Below are 25,092 nucleotides of genomic sequence, written 5' to 3' on the forward strand. Positions count from 1 at the left end.
TTTTCTGTATTAAGGACGATGGAAATTGACAGTGCTGCCATCCCGGTCGAACCAGCCTCTGAAGGCCCAGTTGATCCAGCCGCCATCACCTTTGTTTGTAAAGGATCCGTCTTCAAATACCCAAATGCCGTACGTAATGCCGTCGTAAACGGCAGAACCGTAAAATTGCACACCGTTTAAGTGATCTTCATATTCCTGGCTTAAATTAAATACCATGACATTGTATTTTTGGCCGGAAGCGTAAAAGGAAGACTCCATGAGGTTTTTCACAAATCCATCCCGGTTCTGTGCGGATTTAATGGCGTCGGCAATCTGATTGGCAATGCCAAGCACATCAAGGTTTACATTTAAACCGACCTCAGTGGCAGTTGTTCCGGCTGCTGTTGTCTGCGAGATCTTCGGAGCGGGGTTTTCTTCAGCTGAAGCTAGGGACAAAGGGGCAATTGTCAAAGCGGCGCCAAGTGCAAGTGTCATTGGAATACGAACACGTTTCAATGTAGTTCCTCCTTTGTTTATTGTTGGTTACATTATTCGCATACCCCGCTAGCTTCTTCTATAATCTCAATATTGTTAAAATAGGAAAAAAATGGTACACCAGTTTAACCGTGCTGTAAAAAAAGAAGCAAAAAGAGGCTCTTAAGCGTATTATTGGTATCGGCTGAGAGGAATGTGAGATAATATAGACGCTTACATTTCAGTGAAAGGGTGGATGTTCAAGTGCCAACAAGTTTAAAAGATACTGTAAAGCTACATAACGGAGTTGAAATGCCGTGGTTCGGTCTTGGTGTTTTTAAAGTAGAAAACGGAAGTGAAGCGACTGAATCTGTGAAAGCGGCGATTAAAAACGGCTACCGCAGCATTGATACAGCAGCTGTCTACAAAAATGAGGAAGGCGTTGGCATCGGAATCAAGGAATCCGGTGTGGCAAGAGAAGAGCTCTTCATTACATCAAAAGTATGGAATGAGGATCAAGGCTATGAAACAACGCTTACTGCCTTTGAAAAAAGCCTTGAAAGACTTCAGCTTGATTACTTAGATCTATATTTAATCCACTGGCCTGGCAAGGATAAATATAAAGATACATGGCGCGCGCTTGAAAAGCTGTACAAAGACGGCAAAATCCGCGCGATCGGCGTCAGCAACTTCCAAGTTCATCATTTAGAAGAGCTGTTGAAAGATGCTGAAATCAAACCGATGGTGAACCAAGTAGAATTTCACCCGCGTTTGACACAAAAGGAATTAAGAGATTACTGCAAAGCGCAAGGCATCCAGCTTGAGGCGTGGTCTCCGCTCATGCAGGGACAGCTTCTGGATAACGAAGTGCTCGCAGAGATTGCTGAAAAACACAATAAATCTGTGGCTCAAGTCATTTTGCGCTGGGATCTTCAGCATGAGGTTGTAACCATTCCAAAATCCATTAAAGAACACCGTATTATCGAAAACGCTGATATTTTTGATTTCGAATTGTCTCAAGAAGACATGGACAAAATTGACGCATTAAACAAAGATGAGCGTGTCGGCCCAAATCCCGATGAGCTTCTGTTTTAATGAAAAACTCCCCGTCATGGCACGGGGAGTTTTTTTAGTTTGTTTTTTTCTGTTGAATGAAAAACAGCATGAAAAAGGAAATGACAACAATACAGACCACCCACGCCCAGGCAAGAGCATTGTTGCCGGAATCCAATGCGACATAAATGGCCGTCGGCAGTGTTTGCGTAACACCCGGAATGTTCCCTGCAAACATGAGTGTTGCGCCAAATTCTCCAAGCGCCCGCGCAAGGCTGAGGATGCTTCCGGTCAGTAATGAAGGATAGGCGAGCGGGACGGAAATATGGATAAATACCTTCCATCTGCTTGCGCCGTCTACCATTGCCGCGCCCTGTATATCGGGATCGATGTCAGCAAATCCGGTTTTGGCGGATTGATACATAAGCGGAAAGGCGACAACAGCAGAAGCAATCACAGCGGCCCACCAGGTAAATATGACCGGCTGATGAAAGAACCACTCGATGGCTTGTCCGACGAAACTGTGCTTTCCGAAAATGACGATCAAGATAAAACCAACAACTGTAGGCGGAAGGACGAGCGGAAGCATAAAAAAAGTTTCGAGAGCCGTTTTTCCGAAAAATGATGCCCGCGACATCCAAGCTCCAGCCAGTGTTCCGAGAATAATAACAACAATTCCGGCAACTGCCGCCACTTGAAAGGAAAGCACAACAGGTGTGAAAAATTCTGAAGCGCTTATGCTATTCGGCAGTAAAACCATATTTCTCAAATACTTTCATTGCTTCATCAGTTTGCAGATAATCGTAAAATTTCTGTGCTTCCTTACGGTGTTTTGTAGCTTTTACAATTCCTAACGGATAGACAATCGGGCTGTGTGTATCTGCTTTTGCCTCGTCAATTATTTTGACCTTTTTTGAGATCAGTGCGTCTGTTTTATAAACAACGCCTGCATCCACATTGCCGGTTTCGACATAAGAAAGAACTTGGCGAACGTCTTTTCCGTAAACGATCTTATCCTTCACTTTGTCCCATAGAGACAGTTTTGTCAGTGATTCTTTCCCGTAAGCTCCTGCCGGTACGGATTCCGGCGTGCCGAGGGCGATTTTTTCTGAGTCAGCCAGATTGCTGAAGTTTGTGACAGGTGACTCTCCGTTTTTCGGCACGATCAGCACAATTTCATTGCCGACTAAATCAGTGCTGTCTTTTTTTGCGATATCCCCATCATCCACCAGCTTTTGAAATTTATCCTCTGCAGCTGAGAAAAACAGATCTGCCCCTGCTCCTTGAGAAATCTGTTTTTGCAAAGTGCCGGATGAGCCATAGTTATCTTGGATTGTAATGTTTTCATGTTCTTTTTCATAGTTCTTTTGAATTTCCTCAAGTGCATCCTGCGCACTGGCGGCAGCTGAGACGGTTAACGTTACTTTTTTCTCGCTGTCTGTTGAAGATTGGTTTGCAGAGCAGCCTGCTGCAAGCACGAAAGCGGTTAAGGCTGCTGTTAACATGGAATACTTTTTAAACATGATTGCACCCCTTATGATTAGTTATATCTAATTATAACTGATTATGTTTGGTTCATGTGGGTTTTTTTACATTCGATGAAAAGGTATAATAAAATAGGAGAGTGATGATGATGAATGAAACCACTTCCTATACGATAGAAGAAGTTGCAGGTCTGCTGAAGGTGTCAAAGCTGACCGTTTATGATTTGATTAAAAAAGGCATGATCCCTGCTTATCGTGTCGGCAGGCAGATGCGTGTGGACGAAGCAGATTTAAAGCAATATAAGATGAATATGAGAATGGCTCAGCCCATTGCTGTTGCTGAAGAGCCGAAAATGATGCAGGAGGCGGAGCCGGACGGCAGACCGAATGTCATGATCAGCGGACAGGACATTTCAATGGATCTGATCAGCAAACATTTGGAGAAGGTCATTCAGGAGACGCCGCTCCGCAAATATAAAGGAAGCTTAAATAGCCTGATTGATATGTATCAGGGCAAGTGTGACATTGTCAGCGTGCACTTGTACGATGCAGAAACGGGCCAGTATAATACGCCTTATGTCAAACGGATTTTGTCGGGGGAGCCGTTTTGTCTGATCAACGCCGTTCTCCGCAAAGCAGGACTCTATGTTCAAAAAGGAAATCCAAAAAATATTCAAGGCTGGGAAGACTTGAAAAGAACTGATATCCTGATCATCAATAGAGAAAAGGGGTCTGGCGCAAGAGTGCTCCTTGATGAACAGCTTCGCCTGCTTGGTGTGAACCCGGCTGATGTAAAGGGATACAGTGATATCGCTACCGATCATTACGCTGTCGCTTCACAAGTCTCAAGCGGACAGGCTGACGCGGGAATCGGAGCGCAGCATGCTGCACATATGGGCAATGTTGATTTTATCCCGCTCATTGATGAACAATATGATATCGTCGTTTTGAAAAAACATGAGCAGCTGCTGAAGGCCGTAAAGGAGATCTTGAATTCTGAGGAATACAAGGCGAATCTGTCTCATTTAAAAGGCTATGAAACGAAGCTGACCGGCAAAGTAATAGCTGAAACGTAAAAAATCCCTCTGTAATAGAGGGATTTTTTTATTCATAAAAACGGAGCAGGTCACCGTTTAAAATTTTATCAGAGAGAGACAGTTCTTCGTTTGCTTTCTCCTTATAAGGAAGGCACGCCTCCCGATCTTCCAGCACTTCTCCTGTTTTTTGGCTGTAGCACGTGTTTTTCGTGTATACATAATCGTTTGTAATAAAGCTCCCGTTTCTCAGCACGGCGAATGGGGTGCGGTCGTCTGACAGCAAATCATTGCCGAATTGAATATCACCCTTTGTATTAACGCCGAGCAAATGCATCAGCGTTGGCCTGACATCGACCTGTCCTCCGGCATCAGAGATGGTTTCCGGCTTTTGATCTGTGATTCCCGGGATATGTATGATAAACGGCACCCGCTGGAGCTGAACGTTGTCAAATGGCGTGATTTCATCCTTCCCTAAAAACTCAGCCATCGCCTCATTATGGGCTTCTGAAATACCGTAATGATCTCCCATAAATACAATCATCGAATTTTCGTATAAGCCTTCGTCTTTCAGTCTTTTGATAAAATGCTTTAATGCTTCATCTTCATAACGCACTGTGGTCACATAGCGGTTTAACAGGTCGCTGCTTGAGTCATATTCATCAATCAGCTGATCCTTTTCATCAATCTCAAACGGAAAATGATTCGTTAACGTGATGAAGCTGCTGTAGAACGGCTGCGGCAGGCTTTTGAGCTTGCCGGCTGACTGCTCTAAAAATTCTTTGTCCTTTAAGCCCCAGCTTGTCGATGTTCTGGGGGTGACATGGAAGTCATTCACATCAAAAAAGCGGTCAATCCCAAATGTTTCATACATCACATCTCTGTTCCAAAATGTTTTATGGTTGGCATGAAAAACGGCTGAATAATAATCATGTTGTTTCAGTGAGTTATACATAGTATGAAATTGATGGTCGCTTTTCGTGAAAAAGACAGCACCGCTAAGAGAAGGATACAGGGAATTAGCGACGATGAATTCTGAATCAGATGTTTTGCCTTGCTCTGTTTGCTGATAGAAATGATCAAAGTAATAGCTTTTTTTGATGAGATCATTCATATACGGGGTAATTTCTTTTCCATTTACCTTTTTATTCAGAACAAAGCTTTGAGTCGATTCAAGTGTCACAAAGATCACATTGCGTCCTTTTGCCAGCCCGAATTTGCGTTGGTCAGGCTTGCTGTAATCAGCCTCTGTGTAGTTCTTAATCGCAGTCATGCTGTCTTCGTCTGCGAATGCTTTCGCGCTGATATTAACAGTCTGAGAAATTGTGTCGTAGATATGGAACTGAAACAGGCCAATGCTTTTGACGAGCATTTCCCGATCAAAGGTATGCGCCAAAAGCTTCGGCTGCTGTACTTCTGCAAGTGCCAGGGTGCATAAAACCATGCCGCAGGATGCTGCATAGTACCGTTTAATTGTACGGGGGGCAGCTTTTATCTGCGGGCGCTTCTCTTTTCGGGCAAGCAGCAGAAGAAAAGCCAAATCCGCAAATAGGGCGATAAACAGAGGATTGAACAGTTCTTTTACACTGCTGCCCATATCGCTCATGTTACTGGCCTGAAATAAAACCGGGATGGTAATAAAATCGATATAAAAGCCGTAAAAAATCGTATTGGAGATCAAGATAACAGTCAGAACCAAATTGGCAACCAGCAAAAAGACCCGCTGCTTGTTTTCTTTCAGAAGCAGGCCGATCCCGAATAAAGGGAGGATAAAGCTGAGCGGGTTGATCAGCAAAATCAGCTCCTCCAACAGAGTATTGATCTGCAAATCAAAGCCCAGTTTATAGATCACATACGTTTTGATCCACATGAATACAATCGAAAAACATAAAAAACGCTGATTGTGAAAAAAGGTTCCTTTCATCAATATGACTCCTCACGTTTCCTTGATCTCTGCATGAAATGCTTCTTATGTAAAACCTACTAAAAACAGTCCATTCAGACAAGTATTAGCACTTATGTTTAAAACATGCGCCCATGGAACAGCATATAAAAATAATAACATGAAGCAATTGTCAAGCCGGCTAACACAAGCTGCTCAGAAAAACTGCCTGTCTTCATATATAATGGGAGCCGCACGCGAATCGTAGAAGGGAATAATAATTTGATTCCGTTCACCGTCCAGGCGTCAAGGATTAAGTGGCTCGCCATTCCGATCATCAGCCCGGCCGATATGTTTTTATCTGGAATATATGTGGCTGTGATAAAAAACATGATGAGCAGAAACAGCAAGCTGTGCGTAAAGGTTCTGTGGCCAAAAATGGAGCTGACCGCTTTCGATAAGATAGGAAATCTTCTCCCGATTTTGCTTTGTGTGTGGCAGATATCGGGAATTAATGCTCCAACCGCGCCGGACGCAGCCATAAGCACTGGATCAAATCCATAATAATAAGCCGCTGCCGTACAAGAAGCGATGCCTCCCATGATGTGTGTTTTTCCTGTCATTTCCCGCTTCTCCTTTTATCTTTTGCAAAAATCTCTGAATTACAAATATATCAAGAGAATGTATGTTTGATCAACAGGACTTTGGACGATAAAAATTTCCCGCATAATTTTTAAGGAAAAAGGCATCTTAAGCATGTACCTATTTTTCTAAAAGAGGTGATTCGAATGGGTTTCTTTAATAAAGATAAAGGAAAACGTTCCGAAAAAGAGAAAAACGTAATCCAGGGAGCTCTTGAAGATGCGGGCTCAGCTCTAAAAGATGATCCGCTTCAAGAAGCTGTGCAGAAAAAGAAAAATAATCGATAACCACATGCGGATAGAGCTTGGCTCTATCCGTATTTTCCATCTGTTCCCTTTGACAGATCATCCTTTCTTTGATAACCTTCTGGGAGTAACTGAATAATTAAATCCTCACTCTTTCTCAGTGAGGTAGAGGTTGCGCGGATGATGAGTCACACATGCCAGGCTGACAGGGGCTGTTAAACATGTGTAAAAGGCATCAGCGCCGAAGTGTGGAGAAAGCCGATCCTTCTCTATGCTGGGACTGTATCTGAATAAGTGCAGGACTGCCGCGTGCTTTTTCGCGGAGGGCTATCCGGAGATCAAGGGTGTGTGTTTCTTTAAGCATGGACTTTTGTTCAGGCTTTTTTTGCGTTTATATGATCTCGGGGTCTGGTCCGTACAAAGAATCATGGAGGTACTGGAATGGAACAGACAAAAAAATGGGGTTTTTGGTTATTAACGGCGTTTGTCGTTGGAAATATGGTTGGATCAGGAATTTTCTCCCTGCCGAGCTCGCTTGCTTCAATCGCGAGTCCGTTTGGCGCGACGTCCGCCTGGCTTTTGACAGGTGCCGGTGTGCTGATGATCGCGCTTGTTTTTGGGCACTTGTCCATCCGCAAGCCTGAGCTGACAGCGGGACCGCAAAGTTATGCAAGAGCGCTGTTCTCTGATCCGAAGAAAGGGAACGCTGCCGGTTTCACAATGGTATGGGGCTACTGGGTAGCGAGCTGGATCAGTAACGTGGCGATCATCACAAGTCTCGCCGGTTACTTGACTTCGTTCTTCCCGATCTTGGTTGATAAACGTGAAATGTTTTCGATCGGCGGGCAAGAGGTGACACTCGGCCAATTGCTGACGTTTGCTGTATGTACGATCCTGTTATGGGGAACGCACACGATTCTCGTTGCAAGCATTAACGGTGCAAGTAAATTGAACTTTGTTACAACGCTTTCTAAAGTTTTAGGTTTTGTCTTCTTTATCGTTGCCGGATTGTTTGTGTTTCAAACAACATTATTCGATCATTTTTATTTTCCGGTTCAAGGAGAAAACGGCACAAACATTGGAATTGGCGGTCAGGTGCATAACGCCGCGATTTCTACACTGTGGGCGTTTGTCGGAATTGAATCAGCGGTAATCCTATCCGGCCGTGCACGCTCTCAGCGTGATGTAAAACGGGCGACAATTACCGGCTTGCTGATTGCCTTAAGCATTTATATTATTGTCACTTTAATTACGATGGGTGTTCTGCCGCATGATAAGCTTGTCGGCTCTGAAAAACCTTTCGTTGATGTGCTGTATGCGATTGTCGGTAACGCGGGAAGCGTGATTATGGCACTTTTGGCTATTCTTTGTTTATTCGGAACGATGCTCGGCTGGATTTTGCTTGGCTCAGAGGTTCCATATCAAGCTGCTAAAGCAGGGGATTTCCCGGCATTCTTTGCAAAAACGAATAAAAAGGGAAGTCCGGTTATTGCACTGATTATTACAAACGTTATGTCACAGGTCTTCATTTTCTCGGTTATTTCCCGGACAATAAGTGACGCATTTACGTTTTTAACGACAGCGGCAACGCTTGCGTATTTAATTCCGTATTTGGTATCAGCGATCTACAGCTTAAAGCTTGTCATCAAAGGCGAAACGTATGACCAGCTGAAAGGCTCCCGTGTAAAAGACGGATTGATTGCGATATTAGCGTGTGCGTACTCAGTGTTTGTTATCGTAACAGGCACAGCAGATTTAACGACATTTATTCTCGGCATCGGATTGTTCTTTGTCGGTCTGGCGATTTATCCGTTTGTGATTAAGAAATTCTCGAAAGAAAAACAAGCATAATAATCCGAAAAGGTACATCTTGTTTAGCTTCTAAATAGGTTTTCTTTTCAATGAAAAACGCTGCAATATCGATTGCAGCGTTTTATTTACGTTGTGTTTGTTTTTCATCGTTTGGGCGTTTATTTCCTTTATAGATAAAATAAAGGGCAATCAACATAAAGAGTAATGCAAAAAAACGTTTCAAATCTAAAGGTATGGCTAAACTATTAAACCAGCCAAAATGGTCAATAATCAATCCAATGACAAGCTGGCCAATAATCCCAGCAATATTCGTTGCAATGACCCCGATTCTTGGTACAGCCATAACAGTTAGAAGCAAATACATCGTTCCCAAAAATGCAGCGCTTAACTGCCATTTAGGCGCTTCTAGTATAGCAAGCACATCTCCATGACCGAAAAAAAGAATAAAAATGACAAGAAACATGAATCCGGTTATAAAGGTTAAGAGTGTTGTTTCAATTGTTCCAGCTTTTCGGCTAAAGGAGCCATTAATAGACGATTGCGCACTTAATGTGATCCCGCCTAATAAAGTGAATAAAATCATCAATATACCCATTTCAGGCCTCCTAGTAAATTAAAATAAGAGCAATAATCATCGAAATAACTGCACATATTTTTTCTTTATTGATTCTCGTTTTCTTGCTGCCAAGCCAACCATAATGTTCAATAATCATACTCATGATTAATTGGCCGATAATGACTGCTACCATGGTGAGTCCAACACCAACAAAAGGAACACTAATCACAATTGATGTTAAATAGACAACACCTAAAACCCCTCCAAGAAGTGACCATTTCGGTGCTTCAGCAGCATATGAAAGTTTCCCTTTTCCAAAAAATATCCACAGTAAACCCATAATGATTGACCCCATCAAGAAATTATAAAAACTAGTCTCCAGTTGGCCTATTGTTTTCCCTAGTTCACCGTAGATTGCTCCCTCAAAACTAAGTGCTGACCCTGCTAATAATGCCAGTATATATGCAATGTAACGCATTAAATCCTCTCCTTATATATTCAAATATCTAGAATTTTCGATATTAAGCGGATTGAAAAACAGAAATCATCCATCTTAGATTTCTGTTTTAAAATACTCAGCTATCTGCTGAATCACTTGTTCATTTCTTCTGTAATAGGTCCATTGGCCATAACGAACAGATTCAAGCAGGCCGGCATTTTGCATCAAATGTAAGTAATGTGAAACTGTAGATTGAGAAGCTTTGGCTTTTTCTTGTATATCCCCTACACATACCCCTCCTTTAACACTGACCTCCTTCGGCAGGTGAGCGCCTTGTTTAGGGAAATGCTTCTCTGGTTCCTTCAGCCAATGCAAAATGTTCAGCCGAGTTTCATTTGATAAGGCCTTGAATACATCGATCGGTTTCATGGTCATATTATATATCGATTTTTTTCGATATGTCAAATTCAAGTTATTGAAGCGAATTAGGTACTGTTTACTGTGAATCGTGCCATTCTTTTTTAATAATAAGTAAAGAGCCGCATCTAAGGCGGCTCCTTTGTTTATTTTGTTAGGCTTTCTGTAATAAACTTCAGTTGGCCTTCTAATGAAATCGGGTCAGAGAAATAGAATCCGATCGGATCCATCTTGTAGACATGGCCATTTTTAACGGCATTCAGGTTCTTCCAAATGGAGCTTTCAAAAACGCCGCCATCGTCACCGCCAGATTGCCATGGGCCTGCGAAAATATAATCTCCGGCGAAGTCAGGGAGCTTCTCTAATGAAATACTTGTATATCCAGGCCCCTGGTCAATGGCTTTTTCTTTTGTCAGCTTGGTCGCCTGCAGGCCGAGATCTTTGTAAATGATGCTTCCGCCTCTTCCGAAATCTTTACCGAAGACGTAAATGTCTTTTCCGTTCGTTTGCATAATGGATATGGTTTTGTCACCGACGGCTTTTTTGATTTTTGTTTTAGCCGCCGCCACTTTTTTATCCCACTCAGCCAGCCATTTTTCTGCTTTATCTTCAGTTCCCGTCATTTTTGCGAATTCTTTCAGCTGTTCGATATTGTCGAGCTTATCGTATTTTACCGCAACAGTCGGCGCAATTTTTTCCAGTTTTTTCATATCAGCGCCTTGCGTTGTCCAGACGATAATCAAATCTGGGTTCAAATCGATGACTTTTTCTACGGAAGTGCCGTCTCCGATGTTTGTGACACCGTCGGTTTTTCCTTTGTAATATGGGTTTTTAAATACATTCTCAGGCGCACCGACAACGTTGATGCCAAGTGTTTTGAAGTACCCGTAGTAGCCGTCAGCCATGACAACCACCCGTTTAGGGTGCTTGGGAATTTTTACATTTCCGTTTTCAGCCTTGTATGTAAAGGTTTCTTCGCCTTTTGAATCAGAGGAAGAGCCTTTGCTTTCTGAGTTATTCCCGCAGGCTGCCAGCGCTGCAATCAATAGCAGAGCGAAAAACGCGGCTCCGAGTTTCTTATATGTATGGGTCATATCTCATACCTTCTTTCTGATAAAAATAGATGATAAAGAGAATCATTATCGATGTGATTATACCACTACAAGTGCCAGTTGACACGATATTTTTTGCAATTATATTCTCATTTTTGTTCAAAACGCTCTATTACATCAGCAGAAAAAAGTGATATACTGGAACAGCAATTGATAATCATTATCAGTATCAGAAAGGAAGTACGGCTGTTGAGTCAAAAGAAAAATATACCGACGATATCAGAAGAAATCCAATGGACGTCAAGGTCATTCAGCGCGGTCATTGTGCTTATTGCAGGGCTATGCTTGTTATGCCTTGGCGCACTTTTATCCATATCCCTCGGTGCTGCGGATATTCATTTGCGTACTGTATGGGACGCCATCTTTCATTTCCAGCCGAAAGAGACGTCCCACCAAATTATACATGATCTTCGGCTGCCGAGAACGGCTGCTGCTGCGCTTGTCGGCGCTTTGTTAGCGGTGTCGGGGGCAATCATGCAGGGGATGACAAGAAACCCATTGGCGGAGCCTTCGATTATGGGGGTCACCTCGGGCTCTGCGTTTGCCGTTTCGATTGCATTTGCCTTTTTTCCCGGGCTCTCTGCTATGGGCCTTGTGCTATGGTCCTTTGCAGGAGCGGGGCTTGGGGCATCAACGGTAATGGGCATCGGCATGTTTTCACGGGGCGGACTTACACCTGTAAAGCTTGCGCTGGCGGGAACAGCAGTTACGTATTTCTTTACCGGCATTTCAACCGCCATTGCCATCCGCTTTGATGTCGCTCAGGATATCAGCTTTTGGTACGCAGGCGGGGTAGCGGGTGTGAAATGGTCAGGAGTCCACCTTTTGCTTATTGCAGGGGCTGTCGGTTTGAGTCTTGCGTTGATCATCGCCCGGTCTGTGACAGTGTTAAGTCTTGGTGACGATCTGGCGAAAGGGCTTGGACAATACACATCAGCAGTGAAACTGATTGGCATGCTTGTCGTTGTCATTTTGACGGGAGCTGCGGTTTCTATTGCCGGCACCATCGCATTTATCGGTTTAATTATTCCGCATGTGACCCGGTTTTTGGTCGGTGTCGATTATCGGTGGATCATTCCTTGCTCGGCGGTGCTGGGCGCTGTTTTGCTTGTTTTTGCTGACATTGCGGCAAGACTTGTAAACGCGCCCTTTGAAACGCCTGTCGGTGCGCTGACCTCTCTCATCGGCGTTCCCTTTTTCTTTTATTTGGCGCGTCGTGAAAGGAGAGGGCTGTAATGAAAACAAATACGAAAAAACCGCTCGTTGTCATGGCTGTAACCCTTCTGCTCATCGTGCTGGTCTTTTTTATCAGCCTGAATCTGGGCGTTATCAAAATTGCACCGCTTAAAACGCTCCAGGTCTTTTTTGGCCAGGGAACGGCACGTGATGAGCTTGTTTTATTTGAGTTCAGGCTGCCGCGGATCATCCTTTCCTTGCTCGTTGGTGCAGGAATCGCTGTTGCCGGGGCCATTTTGCAAAGCGTGGCTCAAAATGATCTGGCTGAGCCTGGTATTCTCGGAATTAACGCCGGCGGCTCACTTGCTGTTGTACTTTTTATTTACTTTTATCAAGGATCAGCTTCAGATCTCAGCTTTTTCGGAACATTTATGCTGCCGTTCAGCGCTTTGGCAGGTGCAATCCTCGCCGCGTTTCTCATTTATCTTTTGGCTTGGAAAAAAGGCGTGACACCGATTCGGCTGATTTTAGTCGGCATTGGGGTGAATGCCGGATTCAACGCCATGTTGCTGATTTTTCAGCTCAAGATGGACCCTCATGATTTTATGCAAGCCGCAGTTTGGATATCCGGCTCGATATGGGGGGCGAACTGGAATATGATCTGGGCGATCCTGCCTTGGATTGTAGTCTTGCTCCCGTTTACTTTATATAAGGCACGTTATTTGAACATTTTGCAGCTAGGAGACCAGTTAGCGACCGGGCTGGGTACTGCTGTTGAAAGGGAGAGACGAATTCTTCTTCTCGCAGCAGTCACGCTTGCCGCTTCATGCGTGGCAGCTGCAGGCGGGATCGCGTTTCTCGGATTGATCGCGCCGCATGTGGCAAGAAGGCTTACCGGTCCCCGCCACCAGACGCTGATACCGGTCTCCGCCTTTATCGGCGCATTTCTGTTTTTGCTTGCTGATACGCTGGCGAGAAATGTATTGGCACCGTCGGAAATTCCGGTCGGACTTGTCATTTCTGTGTTAGGTGCGCCTTACTTTATATATTTATTGATGAAAGCGAACTAGAGGAGGGGGCCGAATATGAATTCATTATCAACGGAGCAGCTTGGAATCGGATATGGCGATAGGGTGATTGTAGAAGATTTAAATATATCGATTCCTAAAGGGAAAATTACCACCTTAATTGGCCCGAACGGCTGCGGGAAATCAACGATTTTAAAAACAATGTCCAGAATTATGCGTTCACATGCAGGTGCCGTCTATTTAAACGGCAAAGCGATTCATAAAATGTCTACAAAGGACATTGCGAAAGATATGGCGATACTGCCGCAGACACCTGAAGCGCCTAGCGGTTTAACGGTGTATGAATTGGTATCGTACGGCAGGTTTCCGCATCAATCAGGATTCGGCAGATTAAATGATGAAGACCGCCAAATTATCAAATGGGCGCTTGAAGAAACAGGCATGGCTGAATTCGCTGACCGTCCGATTGAGGCACTGTCAGGCGGACAGCGACAGCGTGTGTGGATTGCCATGGCGCTTGCGCAAGGGACAGAACTGCTGCTGCTGGATGAACCCACCACGTATCTTGATCTTGCACATCAGCTTGAAATTCTGCAGCTGCTTGACAGACTCAACAAAGAGCAGGGACGGACGATTTTAATGGTCATTCACGATCTTAACCATGCGGCCCGTTTTTCTCATTATATGATCGCGCTCAAAAAAGGCACGGTGATCAGAGAAGGCACCGCACTGGAGGTTATGACCCCGGACATTTTGAAGCAAGTATTTCAGATTGATGCCGAAATCGTGACTGATCCACGCACAAATAAACCTGTATGCTTGACCTATGACCTGATTAAAAACGAAAAAACGCTTCTTTCAGTGTGAGAAAAATCCCGGTTCAAAGCCGGGATTTTTTATTTTCGGCCGTGAAAAATACCATTTTTTTATTTGGTTTTATCCTTTCAATAAAAAGATTGCAAGTCTTTTTGAATTAATAGATAATATTGGTTAGAATGTTTCGAAAATATTACATTGTTTACAGAAAGAGGAGATCGTTGTGTCCAAGAAGAAAAAATGGCTTATTGGCGGTGCAATATGTGCCGGAGTGCTTGTATTGGCAGGGATCGGCGCCGGCGGTTTTTACTTTTTTACCCACATGAACCAAGTTGCCGTATCATCAGAGCCCTATGCTGAATCGGTAGCGGTATACATGGGCGGAGAATCAGAATCAGGCCAAACGTTTTCTGGAAAGGTTGAACCAGAGAAACAGCAGAAAGTATACATAGATTCAGAAAAAGGCAGCATTAAAAAAACATACGTCAAAGAAGGCGACCAGGTCAAAAAAGGCGATAAGCTTTTTGAGTATGAGGGTGAGGATCATTCTGACGAAGTTGAGCAAGCCAATTTACAAATCGAAATGACAAACCTGCAAATCAGCCGTTTGCAAAAATCAATTACGGAAACGGAAAAGAAACTGAAAACGGCCGGGAAAGAAGAGAAATCACAGCTTCAAGATGAACTTGATCAGGCCAATTTCGATTTGAAAACAAGCCAGCTTGAACTGAAGCAGCACCAAAAGGAGCTTGCTGCCCTGACGAAAAACAAAGGTTCCAATGTCATTACAAGCAAGCATGATGGGATCGTTCAAAGCGTCAATCAGGATATCGCTGACGGGGCAACAGGTGACCAGGCAGCAGGACCGTATATCCAAATTGTTTCGACGGGCAAATATCTAGTCAAAAGCCAAATCAATGAGCTGTTAATGGACACTATCAAAAAAGGCAGCAAAGTGAGAGTCACGCTGAAAACAGGCGGTGAAGGCGAGTGGAAAGGAAAGGTCACCTCGATCGGCAAGCTTCCTGCGGGAGCAGGCGAGGGAGAGGAATCAGAAAGTTTTGCTGAAGAAGAAATGAATCCTCAATCCTCTAACTATCCTTTCACCATTTTATTAGACAGCCATAAGGGTCTTGAAGTCGGCTATCATGTCAACATCGAAGTAATGAGTGATGATGCTGATGCGGACAAGATCAAGCTGCCGTCCGACATGGTGATTCAGGATGATGGCGAACCGTATGTGTGGAAAGCTGATGAGGAGCAGAAGGCGATCAAACAGCCTGTTGAAATCGGGGAGACTGATGAAAATGACATGGTAGAAATTAAGAGCGGCCTGACGCCGGAAGATTATGTGATCTATCCTGATCCCGCGGTCAAGGAAGGAAAGCAGGTTACAGTCAATGCTGACACTGAATAATATTTCGAAATCGTACAAGCTGGGAAAAGAAGAAGTTCCAATCTTGAAACATATCAATCTGACTGTCCAGGCTGGTGAGTTCCTGGCTATTATGGGGCCTTCCGGTTCTGGAAAGTCAACGCTGATGAATATCATCGGATGCTTGGACAGGCCGACCTCCGGAACCTATACGCTTGACCAGATAGATATTTTGAAAGGGAAAGACGGTGCCTTAGCCGAGATACGCAACGAATCAATCGGATTTGTGTTTCAAACCTTTCATCTCCTGCCGCGCCTGACCGCGCTGCAAAATGTCGAGCTGCCGATGATCTACAATAAAGTGAAGAAAAAAGAGAGAAGGCAAAGAGCTTATGAAGCGCTGGAGAAGGTCGGTTTAAAAGACAGGGTCTCTTACAAGCCGCCAAAGCTGTCCGGCGGACAAAAGCAGCGGGTGGCGATAGCGAGGGCTCTTGTCAATCAGCCAAGGTTTATTTTAGCTGATGAACCTACCGGGGCGCTTGATACCAAATCAAGCGAACAAATTTTGTCGCTGTTTTCTGAACTCCATCAGGAAGGCAAGACCATTATTATGATTACCCATGACCCGGACGTCGCCAAAAAAGCTGACAGAACGGTTTTTATCAGGGATGGAGAACTGGTATTAGATGAGAGAGGGGACATCAGCCATGCTTGAAAATATCCGAATCTCCTTTCAATCGATCTTCTCTCATAAATTAAGATCGATTCTGACAATGCTCGGTGTCATTATCGGCATAGCGGCAATTATCGCAATTGTTTCGTTGCTGAAGGGCCAAAGCGAGCAATTAAAGCAAAGCATGATCGGCATGGGAAATAACGCCATCAATGTTGTCTACCAGCCGTCGGGCGGGGAAGAGGAGGGCGGCGGCTCTCAGGTTTCATATACGTCCGCTCCGCCTGTAGCCGAAGAAACAGTAAAAGCGATTAAATCTGATCCTATGGTCAAAGGATTATCCTTATATTATTTGTCTGAAGGCGCTAGTGTTTTTCACTTAACAAATGTCTCATACCCTCAAGTGTACGGAGTTGACGATGATTACTTCGATATGTTCCCAATCCGTATAACTGAAGGGAGAAAACTGACAGAACACGATTTAAACAGTACACACCAAGTGGTGATGATCAATGAAGCTGCAAGAGATGAACTGTTTCCAGACGGAGACGCGCTGCATAAAAACATTGAGATGAATGGTGTGCCGTTTAAGGTTGCAGGCGTTTTTAAAGAAAAAAATCAGCAGGAAAGCATGTTTGAAGGAGATTACGCAAACCCGGTGTTGTATGTTCCGAAAAAAGTGTGGCCGCTCATTGAAGGATTTGATGCACCAACGCAAATTGCCGTACAGGCCGATTCTTCTGAGCATATCCAAGAAGCCGGTGTAATGGCTGCGGATCTTTTAAACCAAGGGCTGTCAGATGCTGAGCTGGAAAAAGCAGAGTACAGTGTGATGGATCTTCAGGAGATCGCGCAGGAAGTGGAATCCTTTAATCAGTCATTTGCATTGCTGCTTGGCGGAATCGCCAGTATTTCACTTTTGGTTGGCGGTATCGGCGTCATGAACATTATGCTCGTTTCCGTAACGGAGCGCACGAGGGAAATCGGGATTAAGAAAGCGCTCGGTGCCAAGCGGCGTGTGATTTTATTTCAATTTTTAACTGAGGCTGTCGTGCTGACAAGTATTGGCGGAATACTCGGTGTGCTGGCAGGCTTCGGCATTGCTAAGCTGCTGACGGTCGTTTTTCCGATGCCTTTTATTGTCTCCGTTCCGGCGGTTGTCGGAGCACTTATCTTTTCAATGGCAGTCGGCATTATTTTCGGCTTGCTGCCGTCCATCAAGGCATCGAAGCTTCAGCCTGTAGACGCGCTTCGCTATGAATAAAAAGAACGCATCCAATCGGAATGCGTTCTTTTTTTAGCTTGGAAGAGCCGAGTTGCATTTGTCTAAAACCAGAAAAACGGCTGCGACGATCATTTCTTCTGTGGTGGATAGCCAGATGTCGCTGATCAATTGGTCTGTTGTATGAGCAGTCATCCACAAAAACAGCAGCTGTACAATTCCGGCAAGAAGAATGAATAGACGTTTTCCTGTTTTGAAAAATGTAAAACTATGTATCATCAGGCGTTCAAATGGTTCAAAGCATAACCCGAGAACAAGGAACATCACGGCAAAAAGCAGGACATGAGCTGCTGAGCGGTAGCTCGTTCCCGCTAAAGAAAACAACGTGAACATGATTCCAAAATAGGTTAACACCACTGCTGCTGCAGCCAGCACGTACTGTACGGAAAGCCGCAATAAGCGTTTAGAAGAAGTTTGATGTTTCACTGGTTCAGCTCCTTTTTAGCGCTTGCAGAGAACGAGTGCTCTCTGCAAGCTGCAAGTCTATTATTTCCTGCATTTCTTTTTTATTACCGGATGTTTCTCTTTCGAAAGGACATTGGTAAAGTCATTGCCTAAGTCAATGTGCGCCTGAACAAATTTTTCAGGAAGCATGGCAAGCCATTGGTTTAAGGAGACATCGGCATAATGATCGTCTTTGAAGATTTCTAAAAAGACAAGCGGTTCATCCCCGATGTTTTCAACGTAATGACCCATAGCAAATGGAACATATCCGACATCACCGGCCTGATAGTTAAACGTTCTGGCATGGCCGTCAGATGCAAAAACGGTCATTCTTGCTTTGCCCGAAATGTAATATTGCCATTCGTGAGTATTCGGATGCCAATGCAGCTCTCTCATGGCGCCGGGCTCCACCGTCACGAGCGCGGATGCGATCGTTTTAGACACTGTGAAGTTTGTCGAATCTGCAATGTACACCTTTCCCCCTTCTGATTCAATCGGCTCCTGTTCAAGAAGGCGGTAAGTAAACGGGTAAGGGACCTCGCCGTTCGGCCCTTCCACAATGTCATCTTTTAAACTGCCTGGGAGTTGGTTTTCAAATATATATTTTTCTTTGCCAGGCAAATTGGCGATTTCTTCTTTTGTCACACCAAAATTCGCAGCAATGACGTCTTTAGGGGTGTGGGCAAGCCAGTCAGTCAGCTGGAACGTGCTGTTTTCGGAGAACGATCCATCGTCAAACACGAGCAGGAACTCGGCACCTTCATCCAGCGCTTGAATGGAGTGAGGCAGGCCAGACGGGAAGTACCAAAGATCTCCTTCTCCTACATCATCGATAAAGCTGCGCCCTTTTTCATCGACAATTGTGACTCTTGCGCTACCGTAAATCATATAAGCCCATTCTGCCTCTTTATGCCAATGCAGCTCGCGAATGGCACCTGGCTTCAGCCGCATATTTACGGATGCGAGGTTTTCTGAAATCGGCAGCTCCCGTACAGTGACTTCACGGGCATATCCGCCCTTTTCTAATCGGTTATGAGTATCAGAGAACGAAAACTTCATATTGCTGACGGTGCCATGATCGGTTTCAGGCGGAACGAGCATATCAGGATTTTGCCGGTCTCTTTCAATATTGCGCGGGATTTTCACCGTTGCTCCTTTGTCCCCTCTGATTGGCTGCGGAATATCATTTTGCTTTTTCATGTAATTTTCTCCTCCTTAAAAATAAATGTGTGAACAGAAAGAGAAGGTGAAAGGCCTTTCGTTTTCCCTTCTGTCTTGTTAAGTGAAAAAAAACAGTGAAACGTCAACTTCGATTGAAAATTAATTTTTTGCTTTCTGATCTTTCAGCTCTGTCATCAGTTCTATAAGCTGATCAAACTTTTTCTCAAATCGTGTCAGCAGGTACATGGCAATCAGCGCAGGAAACCCCAGATTGCCAATCTGTTTGACAACTTCCTCTATAAAAACCTGATCCATGGAAAATACCTCCCTTCTTTTTTGGCAGTCATGTATGTAAGTGAAGGAAATCCAAGAAAATGTAAACTGCAGGAGCATTCACGAAATCGCTAGTCAGAAAGTAGTAGTTTACTTTTTTTTGCTTTCCTTCATTTAATTTAGTAGGGAGGCGGTTTGATGGACTATCAAGGTCTTTTGCGGTCAAAATGTAAGGAGATAATGAAGCATCCCATCGTGAAGCATTTTTTGAGCAACCCTCAGCATTACCGTTTGTTCAAAAACATAATGGAAAGCCCGAACGAAAAAGATGCAAAATCATTGGACGAGCAATTTAAGCAATTTTATAAGGAGATTCGCATCGTCAAGTATATGAATTCTATGATTCGCATCTTTTCTATTGATTTTGATAAGCGGGTTCGCAAAAACCAAAAACGGTATCCGCTGACGGTCGATCATCCGGAAGCAGGAGAACGCCTGCCTTCCGAAGCGGGAAGCGATGCGTTTGAGGCATTTTTAGACCGGCAGGATGATTTGAGCCAGCATGTCCAGGATTATCAGCTCTATCAAGCGATCCAGAAGCTGACTGACAAACAAAAAAGTGTGCTGACGAAAGTTTATCTTCATGGTGCCACGATGCAGGAGATTGCGGATTCATTAGGGGAGTCCCGGCAAAACATCTCCAACATTCATAAAAAGGGGCTTGAGAATATCAGAAAGCAGCTCGCGGCGCAAAAAAAGGGGGAAAAGTAGCTGTGAACGGCCAGTTTGAACAAAAGAAACAAAACGACGACGTGTATGACATTGAACATCTGATTGCATGCTTCTCACCGATGATCAGAAAAAAACTCAGCAATACGTCCTATCAAGAAAGAGAAGATTTAGAGCAGGAGCTGAAGATCAAAATGTTCGAAAAGGCTGATATGCTTTTATGCCAGGACGTTCCGGGGTTTTGGGAGTTTATTTTGTATATGATAGATGAGAACTCATAACTTTTATCATCTGAAAATATGAAAAAACGGGAACTTCCATGTTCCCGTTTTCTGTTTGTCATGCCCGGCAAGACTCTTCCTATTCAAAAATGTACCAAAAATAAACGATATAATGATAAGATGAAAAAAACAGTGACAGAAAGGAACATAAAAGTGGAAAATGCGTCAATTTTAATCGTAGACGATGAGAAAGCGATTGTGGATATGATCAAACGCGTTCTCGAAAAAGAAGGTTATCGAAATATACTTGATGCGCCAAGCGCAGAGGAAGCGATTCCGGTTGTGAAAGCCAATAAGGTTGATTTGATCATTCTGGATGTCATGATGGGCGGAATGTCCGGTTTTGAAGCCTGTACGCTGATCAGAGAGTATTCAGACGCTCCGATTTTTTTCCTGACGGCAAGATCATCCGACGCGGATAAACTGTCGGGCTTCGCGGTTGGGGCTGATGACTATATTACAAAACCATTTAATCCGCTGGAATTAGCAGCGCGGATCAGGGCGCACCTCAAGCGCACATATCAGCCGAAAGAAATGAGCTCAACTCAAACCTTTACATATGATTATTTTACATTCTCTCCGCAAAATGCCGAGCTGATCGTAGGCGGGGAAGCCGTTGCTTGTTCAGCTCAGCTTTTGCAGCTTTTGCAGTATTTTTGTGAACACCCCAATGTGGTGCTCTCCAAAGATCAAATTTATGAAAAAGTTTGGGGCTATCCTTCCTACGGTGATAACAACACCGTCATGGTTCATATCCGCAAGCTTCGGGAAAAAATCGAACGCGATCCGAGCAATCCGGAGTATATTGTAACTGTTCGCGGTCTCGGCTATCGTTTTATCCCAAATCCTGAAGGCAAGCGGCCATGAGGTTAAGATGGAAGTTTCTGTTTCACTTTTTCGGGCAGATGCTCATTGTGATCCTGTTGCTTACGATTATGCTTGTTGCATCGTTTTTCTATTTGGACGCTCGATTTAGCGATGCGGAATCCAATTCTGGGCTGACAAAGGCAACGACCGATACACTTGAAGCATATCTCGATGTAAACGAAGACGGATCATGGGAAGTGGATAATTTTCTGAAGAAATCTGTCGATAAACAGCATGGCTGGATGCAAATCATTGATTCCGAAGGGAAAACAGATTATTCCTACAGCGTGCCGAAAGACGTGCCCGGCACGTATACCAAGAAAGAGCTTCTGTCTATTTATAAAACCAAAAAGCTTCATAACTATAAGCTGAATTATTGGGCCATCAATATTGAAGATAAGTCGTATCTTCTATTGTCCGGCTGGAAATCAAAGAGCGAACAGCTGCTGACTTCCGTTGAAAAGCGCGAACAAAAAATAGATTCTCTAGCACATTATAAGTCCAGTACCATCGACTATATTAAACGGGCAAAGGGCGCTATTTACCTGTTAGACAGCAATGGAACCATACTCGACAGCATCAACAGCACTAAGAGTGAAAGAAAAACGATGAACCAGCTGGAGCTCCTTAAATACAGCTCTAAGCCTTGGAACTATAAGCGGGAAATCTCCGTTAAGATCCTCAATAAAGACAGATGGATGGTCGCCACGGTTCCGAACCCTGTCTATGTGACCGATCAGGAGTTTAACAAATCGTTTCTGAAGGTTGTGCTAAAGGCGATGTTCCTGATTATGGGGGTTCTGTTTCTGTATATCATTTGGATGACCGTTTGGTATATGTTCCGATTCGGGCTGCCGATTTTTCACACGATTAAATGGCTGGTCAATCTATCAAAAGGGAAGCTTGAGGAACCGAAAAACCGGAAAGGCCGTCCTGTCAGCAAAAACAAAAAGGGGAAAATCAAACAGCCGTACCGCTTCTTCGGTGAGATTTTTGAATCCATGGATCAGCTGACTGAAACGCTGAGACGGGATAAAAGAAACAGGGAAAAAATCCAGGCCACAAGGGAAGAATGGATTGCCGGTTTGTCGCATGACTTAAAAACACCGCTCAGCAGCATTTACGGCTACAGCATGATGCTTGAGTCGAAGCAGTATGACTGGTCGCCGGAAGAAGTGAAAGAAATGGGACAGGTTGTCAGAGAAAAATCTGAATATATGTCCAAGCTGATTGAAGACTTAAATTTAACATATCGGCTGAAAAATGATGCGCTTCCTATTGAGAGAAAGCTCACAAGCCTTATCCCGTTTTTTAAAAATGTCATTGAGGATTTCAAGAAAAATCCTTTTTCTGAAGGGTATGATATCTCCTTTGTTTCCAAAGAAGAGCATATTGAATTTGCGCTTGATGAGGCGTGGTTCAGGCGCATTTTAGAAAACCTGCTTGGGAATGCTGTGAAGCATAATGACAAAGGAACAGAGATTCAGGTCATTCTGGAACAAACAAAAAACCACATTTCTTTGAAGGTTAAGGATAATGGGAAAGGAATGGATGAAGAAACGATTACCCATTTGTTTAACCGTTACTACAGGGGGACGAACACAAAAGATCCATCCGCTGGAACGGGCCTCGGGCTCGCTATTGCCAAGGAGCTTGTCCATCTGCATAACGGGACGATCCATGTGAACAGCAGGATGAACATTGGAACTGTCATTACCATCCTTTTCAAAAAACAATAAACATGTGGTTTGGACACCTCTTTGCCGGGAATAACAATATATAGACTGAAGCTAAAGAGGTGTAACACATGGATGCAGTATTGGAAGCAGACACTCGGGCAGTGATTGGTGAAGGCCCGTTATGGGATGAAGAAAACGGCCGCTTATATTGGGTGGATATCTTAGGAAGCGAGCTCCACATCTTTGACCCTGAACAAAAAATCAACCGGTCAATCAAATTCAAGTCCTTTGTGACGGCACTTGCGAAATATACAAAGGATGAGCTGATTATGACGATGAAGGACGGGTTCTACCTGTATCACCTTCAGGATGACAGCTTGGAAAAGATCAAACAGCCGAAGGACATGCATGAGAGCCTGCGTTTTAACGATGCGAAATGTGACCCGTACGGAAGGCTTTGGGCGGGGACGACGAGCATGGAAGGCGAGCAAAAACAGGCCTCACTGTACCGTTTGAATCTAGACGGCAGTCTTGTCAAAATGAAGGATCAAGTCTCTACCTCAAACGGTTTGGATTGGGATCGCGAGCGGAATTTGATGTATTACATCGACACGCCGACACAGGAGATTGTGCGCTATAGCTATGATCCTGAAAGCGGAGATGTCTCAAACCCAGAACCTGTCTATCGTTTTGATCAATCAGACGGATTGCCGGACGGCATGACAATCGACCAAAATGGCATGCTGTGGGTGGCGCTGTTTGGCGGCAGCCGCGTGGTTCACATAGACCCGTTTCAGAAAAAAGAAATCAATTCAATCAGCGTGCCGGCCAAATATGTCACGTGCTGCGCGTTCGGCGGCAGAGATTTAAAAACCCTTTACATTACAACGGCAACAGAAAAAATGACGGAAAAAGAGAGATACGAGCAGCCTCACGCGGGAGGATTGTTTTCAGCAAAACTGGAAACAGGCGGATACCAGCCGGTTCCTTTCGGTGGAGACGTATAAAAAAACGCATCCGACATACGGATGCGTTTTTTTGCATATTACAGAGACCGGATAATGCCGCCTTCCACACGCTGCGCCGTGCCGTTGATGGCGGATGCAGCGTCAGACGCGAGGAATACGATTGTCTTAGCAACTTCTTCTGCTGTCGCGTATCGCTGGATAAGAGAAGTCGGCTCATTGACTTTGAAATAGTCTTTAATGAATGTATCTGTATCCTGGCCGGCAGCTTGTGCGGCACCTTCCATATAGGATGCGACGCCTTCTGTCCAAGTAGGGCCCGGAAGCACTGAGTTGACCGTTACATTTGTGCCTTTCGTCATTTCGGCCATCCCTCTTGAAAGGCTGATCAGCGCTGTTTTTGTCATGGAGTATGGAATCATCGTCGGAAGCGGTTTGATGCCTGCTTCACTTGCGATATTTAAAATGCGGCCGCTGTTTTTGGCAAGCATTTTTGGAAGGAAGTGACGGCTTGTCCGAACCGCGCTCATCACGTTTACTTCAAAATATTGATTCCACTCTTTATCAGTTACATCGGCAAAGTCTTTTACCTCGAAGAAACCAAGGTTGTTGACAAGGATATCAATATCACCGATTTTATTTACTTTCTCAATAAAAGCAGCTGCTTCATCTGTTTTTGACAAATCGGCAGCCGCACCATGCACCATTCCATATGCAGAAAGCTCTTCTACCGTGCGGTCAACAGTCTCCTGCTTGCGTCCGTTGACAATGACAGCCGCCCCCTCTTGCAGAAAGCTTTTTGCTGCGGCTTTCCCGATGCCGGACGTCGAGCCGGTGATTAAGACGAGTTTGTCTTTTAGCTGTAAATCCATTAGAATCATTCCTTTTGATTGATGATGGTATTAAGTATACAAGATCAAATTTAGTGTTTACGAGGATTTTGCTTCCATGCATCATATGGGGGAAAAGTCATTCAGGACGATATACAAGCCTGTCAGTCATATAGTATAATTACTCCGAAAAAAGGATACGAATGTCAAACAGGTGCCGGTCCGTGAACAACAGCCGGCTTAATAGGGAAACCGGTAAAAGCCGGTGCGGTCCCGCCACTGTAATTGGCCGTAGCGCCAAGAGCCAGGATACCTGCCTGTTTGATCAGCACGAAGTCTGCGAGGACAGATGATGTGTAAACAATAGGCTTATTTGTGTTGTTT

The 25,092-nt window shown here is 44.3% G+C and carries 28 protein-coding genes and 2 riboswitches; of the genes, 15 read left to right on the forward strand and 13 right to left on the reverse strand.

The annotated features are described in order from the left end of the window. Positions 1-9 precede the first annotated feature (9 nt). Positions 10-495: a stress response protein YvgO gene (yvgO, locus tag MOB98_RS10590; protein WP_268361690.1), complete on the reverse strand. Its 486-nt coding sequence runs from the start codon at positions 493-495 to the stop codon at positions 10-12. A gap of 222 nt (positions 496-717) precedes the next feature. On the opposite strand from yvgO, the gene pgoN reads away from it, so the two are divergent. Further along, complete coding sequence (gene pgoN, locus MOB98_RS10595; protein WP_268361689.1) at positions 718-1,548, forward strand: glyoxal/methylglyoxal reductase; 831 nt, start codon at positions 718-720, stop codon at positions 1,546-1,548. A 34-nt stretch (positions 1,549-1,582) separates the two neighbouring features. On the opposite strand, the gene modB is transcribed toward pgoN, so the two are convergent. Together modB and modA are read right to left on the reverse strand one after the other, a co-directional pair. After that, positions 1,583-2,275, reverse strand: a complete 693-nt coding sequence (gene modB, locus MOB98_RS10600) for a molybdate ABC transporter permease subunit (RefSeq protein ID WP_268361687.1) — start codon at positions 2,273-2,275, stop codon at positions 1,583-1,585. Further along, a complete protein-coding gene (gene modA, locus MOB98_RS10605) occupies positions 2,247-3,029 on the reverse strand; it encodes a molybdate ABC transporter substrate-binding protein (protein ID WP_268361684.1) in 783 nt (260 codons plus the stop codon). The genes modB and modA overlap by 29 nt, the downstream gene beginning before the upstream one ends. Positions 3,030-3,139: 110 nt before the next feature. Here modA and MOB98_RS10610 point away from each other — a divergent pair, with 110 nt between their 5' ends. Continuing rightward, positions 3,140-4,066: a substrate-binding domain-containing protein gene (locus tag MOB98_RS10610; protein WP_268361683.1), complete on the forward strand. Its 927-nt coding sequence runs from the start codon at positions 3,140-3,142 to the stop codon at positions 4,064-4,066. A gap of 28 nt (positions 4,067-4,094) precedes the next feature. On the opposite strand, the gene MOB98_RS10615 is transcribed toward MOB98_RS10610, so the two are convergent. Together MOB98_RS10615 and MOB98_RS10620 are read right to left on the reverse strand one after the other, a co-directional pair. Then, complete coding sequence (locus MOB98_RS10615) at positions 4,095-5,948, reverse strand: LTA synthase family protein (protein ID WP_268361681.1); 1,854 nt, start codon at positions 5,946-5,948, stop codon at positions 4,095-4,097. Between the two features lie 98 nt (positions 5,949-6,046). Beyond that, positions 6,047-6,529 carry a metal-dependent hydrolase gene (locus MOB98_RS10620; RefSeq protein WP_268361678.1) on the reverse strand — a complete coding sequence of 161 codons (483 nt, stop codon included), beginning with the start codon at positions 6,527-6,529 and terminating at the stop codon, positions 6,047-6,049. 165 nt (positions 6,530-6,694) lie between these two features. Here MOB98_RS10620 and sspJ point away from each other — a divergent pair, with 165 nt between their 5' ends. Next, a complete protein-coding gene (gene sspJ / locus MOB98_RS10625; protein WP_003221612.1) occupies positions 6,695-6,835 on the forward strand; it encodes a small acid-soluble spore protein SspJ in 141 nt (46 codons plus the stop codon). 116 nt (positions 6,836-6,951) lie between these two features. Next, positions 6,952-7,131: riboswitch (Lysine riboswitch) on the forward strand. A 103-nt stretch (positions 7,132-7,234) separates the two neighbouring features. Further along, the gene (locus tag MOB98_RS10630; RefSeq protein WP_268361677.1) at positions 7,235-8,644 is read left to right on the forward strand and encodes an amino acid permease; all 1,410 of its coding nucleotides are present in this window, start codon (positions 7,235-7,237) and stop codon (positions 8,642-8,644) included. 82 nt (positions 8,645-8,726) lie between these two features. Here the strand turns inward: MOB98_RS10630 and MOB98_RS10635 are convergent, their stop codons facing one another. The 4 genes from MOB98_RS10635 to MOB98_RS10650 form a co-directional block, all read right to left on the reverse strand. Continuing rightward, positions 8,727-9,200, reverse strand: a complete 474-nt coding sequence (locus MOB98_RS10635) for a DMT family transporter (RefSeq protein WP_268361675.1) — start codon at positions 9,198-9,200, stop codon at positions 8,727-8,729. 10 nt (positions 9,201-9,210) lie between these two features. Beyond that, the gene (locus MOB98_RS10640; protein WP_268361673.1) at positions 9,211-9,639 is read right to left on the reverse strand and encodes a DMT family transporter; all 429 of its coding nucleotides are present in this window, start codon (positions 9,637-9,639) and stop codon (positions 9,211-9,213) included. 75 nt (positions 9,640-9,714) lie between these two features. Continuing rightward, positions 9,715-10,029 (reverse strand): ArsR/SmtB family transcription factor, encoded by a 315-nt coding sequence (locus tag MOB98_RS10645; protein ID WP_268361730.1) that lies wholly within the window; start codon positions 10,027-10,029, stop codon positions 9,715-9,717. A gap of 134 nt (positions 10,030-10,163) precedes the next feature. Continuing rightward, entirely contained in the window at positions 10,164-11,111 is a 948-nt protein-coding gene (locus MOB98_RS10650) for an iron-hydroxamate ABC transporter substrate-binding protein (protein ID WP_268361671.1), read from the reverse strand. 207 nt (positions 11,112-11,318) lie between these two features. Here MOB98_RS10650 and MOB98_RS10655 point away from each other — a divergent pair, with 207 nt between their 5' ends. The 6 genes from MOB98_RS10655 to MOB98_RS10680 all read left to right on the forward strand — a co-directional run bounded on the left by MOB98_RS10655 (position 11,319) and on the right by MOB98_RS10680 (position 17,461). Continuing rightward, the gene (locus MOB98_RS10655; RefSeq protein ID WP_268361669.1) at positions 11,319-12,365 is read left to right on the forward strand and encodes a FecCD family ABC transporter permease; all 1,047 of its coding nucleotides are present in this window, start codon (positions 11,319-11,321) and stop codon (positions 12,363-12,365) included. Further along, positions 12,365-13,375 (forward strand): iron ABC transporter permease, encoded by a 1,011-nt coding sequence (locus MOB98_RS10660; protein WP_268361668.1) that lies wholly within the window; start codon positions 12,365-12,367, stop codon positions 13,373-13,375. Before MOB98_RS10655 ends, MOB98_RS10660 begins: the two co-directional genes overlap by 1 nt. Positions 13,376-13,390: 15 nt before the next feature. Further along, positions 13,391-14,200 (forward strand): ABC transporter ATP-binding protein, encoded by an 810-nt coding sequence (locus MOB98_RS10665; protein WP_268361665.1) that lies wholly within the window; start codon positions 13,391-13,393, stop codon positions 14,198-14,200. Between the two features lie 172 nt (positions 14,201-14,372). Then, complete coding sequence (locus MOB98_RS10670) at positions 14,373-15,566, forward strand: efflux RND transporter periplasmic adaptor subunit (RefSeq protein ID WP_268425319.1); 1,194 nt, start codon at positions 14,373-14,375, stop codon at positions 15,564-15,566. Beyond that, positions 15,550-16,239 (forward strand): ABC transporter ATP-binding protein, encoded by a 690-nt coding sequence (locus MOB98_RS10675; RefSeq protein ID WP_268361664.1) that lies wholly within the window; start codon positions 15,550-15,552, stop codon positions 16,237-16,239. Before MOB98_RS10670 ends, MOB98_RS10675 begins: the two co-directional genes overlap by 17 nt. Continuing rightward, complete coding sequence (locus MOB98_RS10680) at positions 16,232-17,461, forward strand: ABC transporter permease (protein ID WP_268361662.1); 1,230 nt, start codon at positions 16,232-16,234, stop codon at positions 17,459-17,461. The genes MOB98_RS10675 and MOB98_RS10680 overlap by 8 nt, the downstream gene beginning before the upstream one ends. Before the next feature lie 33 nt (positions 17,462-17,494). Here the strand turns inward: MOB98_RS10680 and MOB98_RS10685 are convergent, their stop codons facing one another. From MOB98_RS10685 to MOB98_RS10695, 3 genes are all read right to left on the reverse strand, one after another. Further along, positions 17,495-17,905, reverse strand: coding sequence for a regulatory YrvL family protein (locus tag MOB98_RS10685; protein WP_268361661.1), 411 nt, complete (start codon positions 17,903-17,905; stop codon positions 17,495-17,497). A gap of 60 nt (positions 17,906-17,965) precedes the next feature. Beyond that, positions 17,966-19,123, reverse strand: a complete 1,158-nt coding sequence (oxdC, locus tag MOB98_RS10690; RefSeq protein ID WP_268361659.1) for an oxalate decarboxylase — start codon at positions 19,121-19,123, stop codon at positions 17,966-17,968. Positions 19,124-19,243: 120 nt separating this feature from the next. After that, positions 19,244-19,399 (reverse strand): YvrJ family protein, encoded by a 156-nt coding sequence (locus tag MOB98_RS10695; protein ID WP_003221632.1) that lies wholly within the window; start codon positions 19,397-19,399, stop codon positions 19,244-19,246. A gap of 198 nt (positions 19,400-19,597) precedes the next feature. On the opposite strand from MOB98_RS10695, the gene sigO reads away from it, so the two are divergent. From sigO to MOB98_RS10720, 5 genes are all read left to right on the forward strand, one after another. Then, positions 19,598-20,128, forward strand: coding sequence for an RNA polymerase sigma factor SigO (gene sigO / locus MOB98_RS10700; protein ID WP_268367126.1), 531 nt, complete (start codon positions 19,598-19,600; stop codon positions 20,126-20,128). A 2-nt stretch (positions 20,129-20,130) separates the two neighbouring features. After that, on the forward strand, positions 20,131-20,367 hold the full coding sequence (gene rsoA, locus MOB98_RS10705; protein WP_268360800.1) for a sigma-O factor regulator RsoA: 237 nt from the start codon (positions 20,131-20,133) through the stop codon (positions 20,365-20,367). 153 nt (positions 20,368-20,520) lie between these two features. Next, complete coding sequence (gene yvrH, locus MOB98_RS10710) at positions 20,521-21,234, forward strand: two-component system response regulator YvrH (RefSeq protein WP_268360799.1); 714 nt, start codon at positions 20,521-20,523, stop codon at positions 21,232-21,234. Beyond that, positions 21,231-22,973, forward strand: a complete 1,743-nt coding sequence (yvrG, locus tag MOB98_RS10715) for a two-component system sensor histidine kinase YvrG (RefSeq protein WP_268360797.1) — start codon at positions 21,231-21,233, stop codon at positions 22,971-22,973. The genes yvrH and yvrG overlap by 4 nt, the downstream gene beginning before the upstream one ends. A 68-nt stretch (positions 22,974-23,041) precedes the next feature. After that, entirely contained in the window at positions 23,042-23,920 is an 879-nt protein-coding gene (locus MOB98_RS10720) for an SMP-30/gluconolactonase/LRE family protein (protein ID WP_268360795.1), read from the forward strand. A gap of 38 nt (positions 23,921-23,958) precedes the next feature. Here MOB98_RS10720 and MOB98_RS10725 read toward each other — a convergent pair whose 3' ends face one another. Next, a complete protein-coding gene (locus MOB98_RS10725; RefSeq protein ID WP_268360794.1) occupies positions 23,959-24,750 on the reverse strand; it encodes an SDR family oxidoreductase in 792 nt (263 codons plus the stop codon). Positions 24,751-24,903: 153 nt separating this feature from the next. Continuing rightward, positions 24,904-25,044, forward strand: a riboswitch (cobalamin riboswitch). The last annotated feature ends 48 nt before the right edge of the window (positions 25,045-25,092 follow it).

The organism is Bacillus sp. N13C7 (assembly GCF_026790065.1).
Lineage (GTDB): Bacteria > Bacillota > Bacilli > Bacillales > Bacillaceae > Bacillus.

What these genes read in the sequence shown, in the direction of transcription:
- MOB98_RS10665 (WP_268361665.1), top strand. Translation starts at nt 13,391, where the DNA reads ATGAATTCATTATCAACGGAGCAGCTTGGAATCGGATATGGCGATAGG.
- sspJ (WP_003221612.1), top strand. Translation starts at nt 6,695, where the DNA reads ATGGGTTTCTTTAATAAAGATAAAGGAAAACGTTCCGAAAAAGAGAAA.
- MOB98_RS10695 (WP_003221632.1), bottom strand. Translation starts at nt 19,399, where the DNA reads ATGGATCAGGTTTTTATAGAGGAAGTTGTCAAACAGATTGGCAATCTG.
- MOB98_RS10675 (WP_268361664.1), top strand. Translation starts at nt 15,550, where the DNA reads ATGCTGACACTGAATAATATTTCGAAATCGTACAAGCTGGGAAAAGAA.
- MOB98_RS10630 (WP_268361677.1), top strand. Translation starts at nt 7,235, where the DNA reads ATGGAACAGACAAAAAAATGGGGTTTTTGGTTATTAACGGCGTTTGTC.
- MOB98_RS10645 (WP_268361730.1), bottom strand. Translation starts at nt 10,029, where the DNA reads ATGAAACCGATCGATGTATTCAAGGCCTTATCAAATGAAACTCGGCTG.
- modA (WP_268361684.1), bottom strand. Translation starts at nt 3,029, where the DNA reads ATGTTTAAAAAGTATTCCATGTTAACAGCAGCCTTAACCGCTTTCGTG.
- yvrG (WP_268360797.1), top strand. Translation starts at nt 21,231, where the DNA reads ATGAGGTTAAGATGGAAGTTTCTGTTTCACTTTTTCGGGCAGATGCTC.
- MOB98_RS10635 (WP_268361675.1), bottom strand. Translation starts at nt 9,200, where the DNA reads ATGGGTATATTGATGATTTTATTCACTTTATTAGGCGGGATCACATTA.
- MOB98_RS10725 (WP_268360794.1), bottom strand. Translation starts at nt 24,750, where the DNA reads ATGGATTTACAGCTAAAAGACAAACTCGTCTTAATCACCGGCTCGACG.
- sigO (WP_268367126.1), top strand. Translation starts at nt 19,598, where the DNA reads ATGAAGCATCCCATCGTGAAGCATTTTTTGAGCAACCCTCAGCATTAC.
- MOB98_RS10720 (WP_268360795.1), top strand. Translation starts at nt 23,042, where the DNA reads ATGGATGCAGTATTGGAAGCAGACACTCGGGCAGTGATTGGTGAAGGC.
- MOB98_RS10620 (WP_268361678.1), bottom strand. Translation starts at nt 6,529, where the DNA reads ATGACAGGAAAAACACACATCATGGGAGGCATCGCTTCTTGTACGGCA.
- oxdC (WP_268361659.1), bottom strand. Translation starts at nt 19,123, where the DNA reads ATGAAAAAGCAAAATGATATTCCGCAGCCAATCAGAGGGGACAAAGGA.
- MOB98_RS10680 (WP_268361662.1), top strand. Translation starts at nt 16,232, where the DNA reads ATGCTTGAAAATATCCGAATCTCCTTTCAATCGATCTTCTCTCATAAA.
- MOB98_RS10660 (WP_268361668.1), top strand. Translation starts at nt 12,365, where the DNA reads ATGAAAACAAATACGAAAAAACCGCTCGTTGTCATGGCTGTAACCCTT.
- MOB98_RS10610 (WP_268361683.1), top strand. Translation starts at nt 3,140, where the DNA reads ATGAATGAAACCACTTCCTATACGATAGAAGAAGTTGCAGGTCTGCTG.
- MOB98_RS10650 (WP_268361671.1), bottom strand. Translation starts at nt 11,111, where the DNA reads ATGACCCATACATATAAGAAACTCGGAGCCGCGTTTTTCGCTCTGCTA.
- MOB98_RS10615 (WP_268361681.1), bottom strand. Translation starts at nt 5,948, where the DNA reads ATGAAAGGAACCTTTTTTCACAATCAGCGTTTTTTATGTTTTTCGATT.
- MOB98_RS10640 (WP_268361673.1), bottom strand. Translation starts at nt 9,639, where the DNA reads ATGCGTTACATTGCATATATACTGGCATTATTAGCAGGGTCAGCACTT.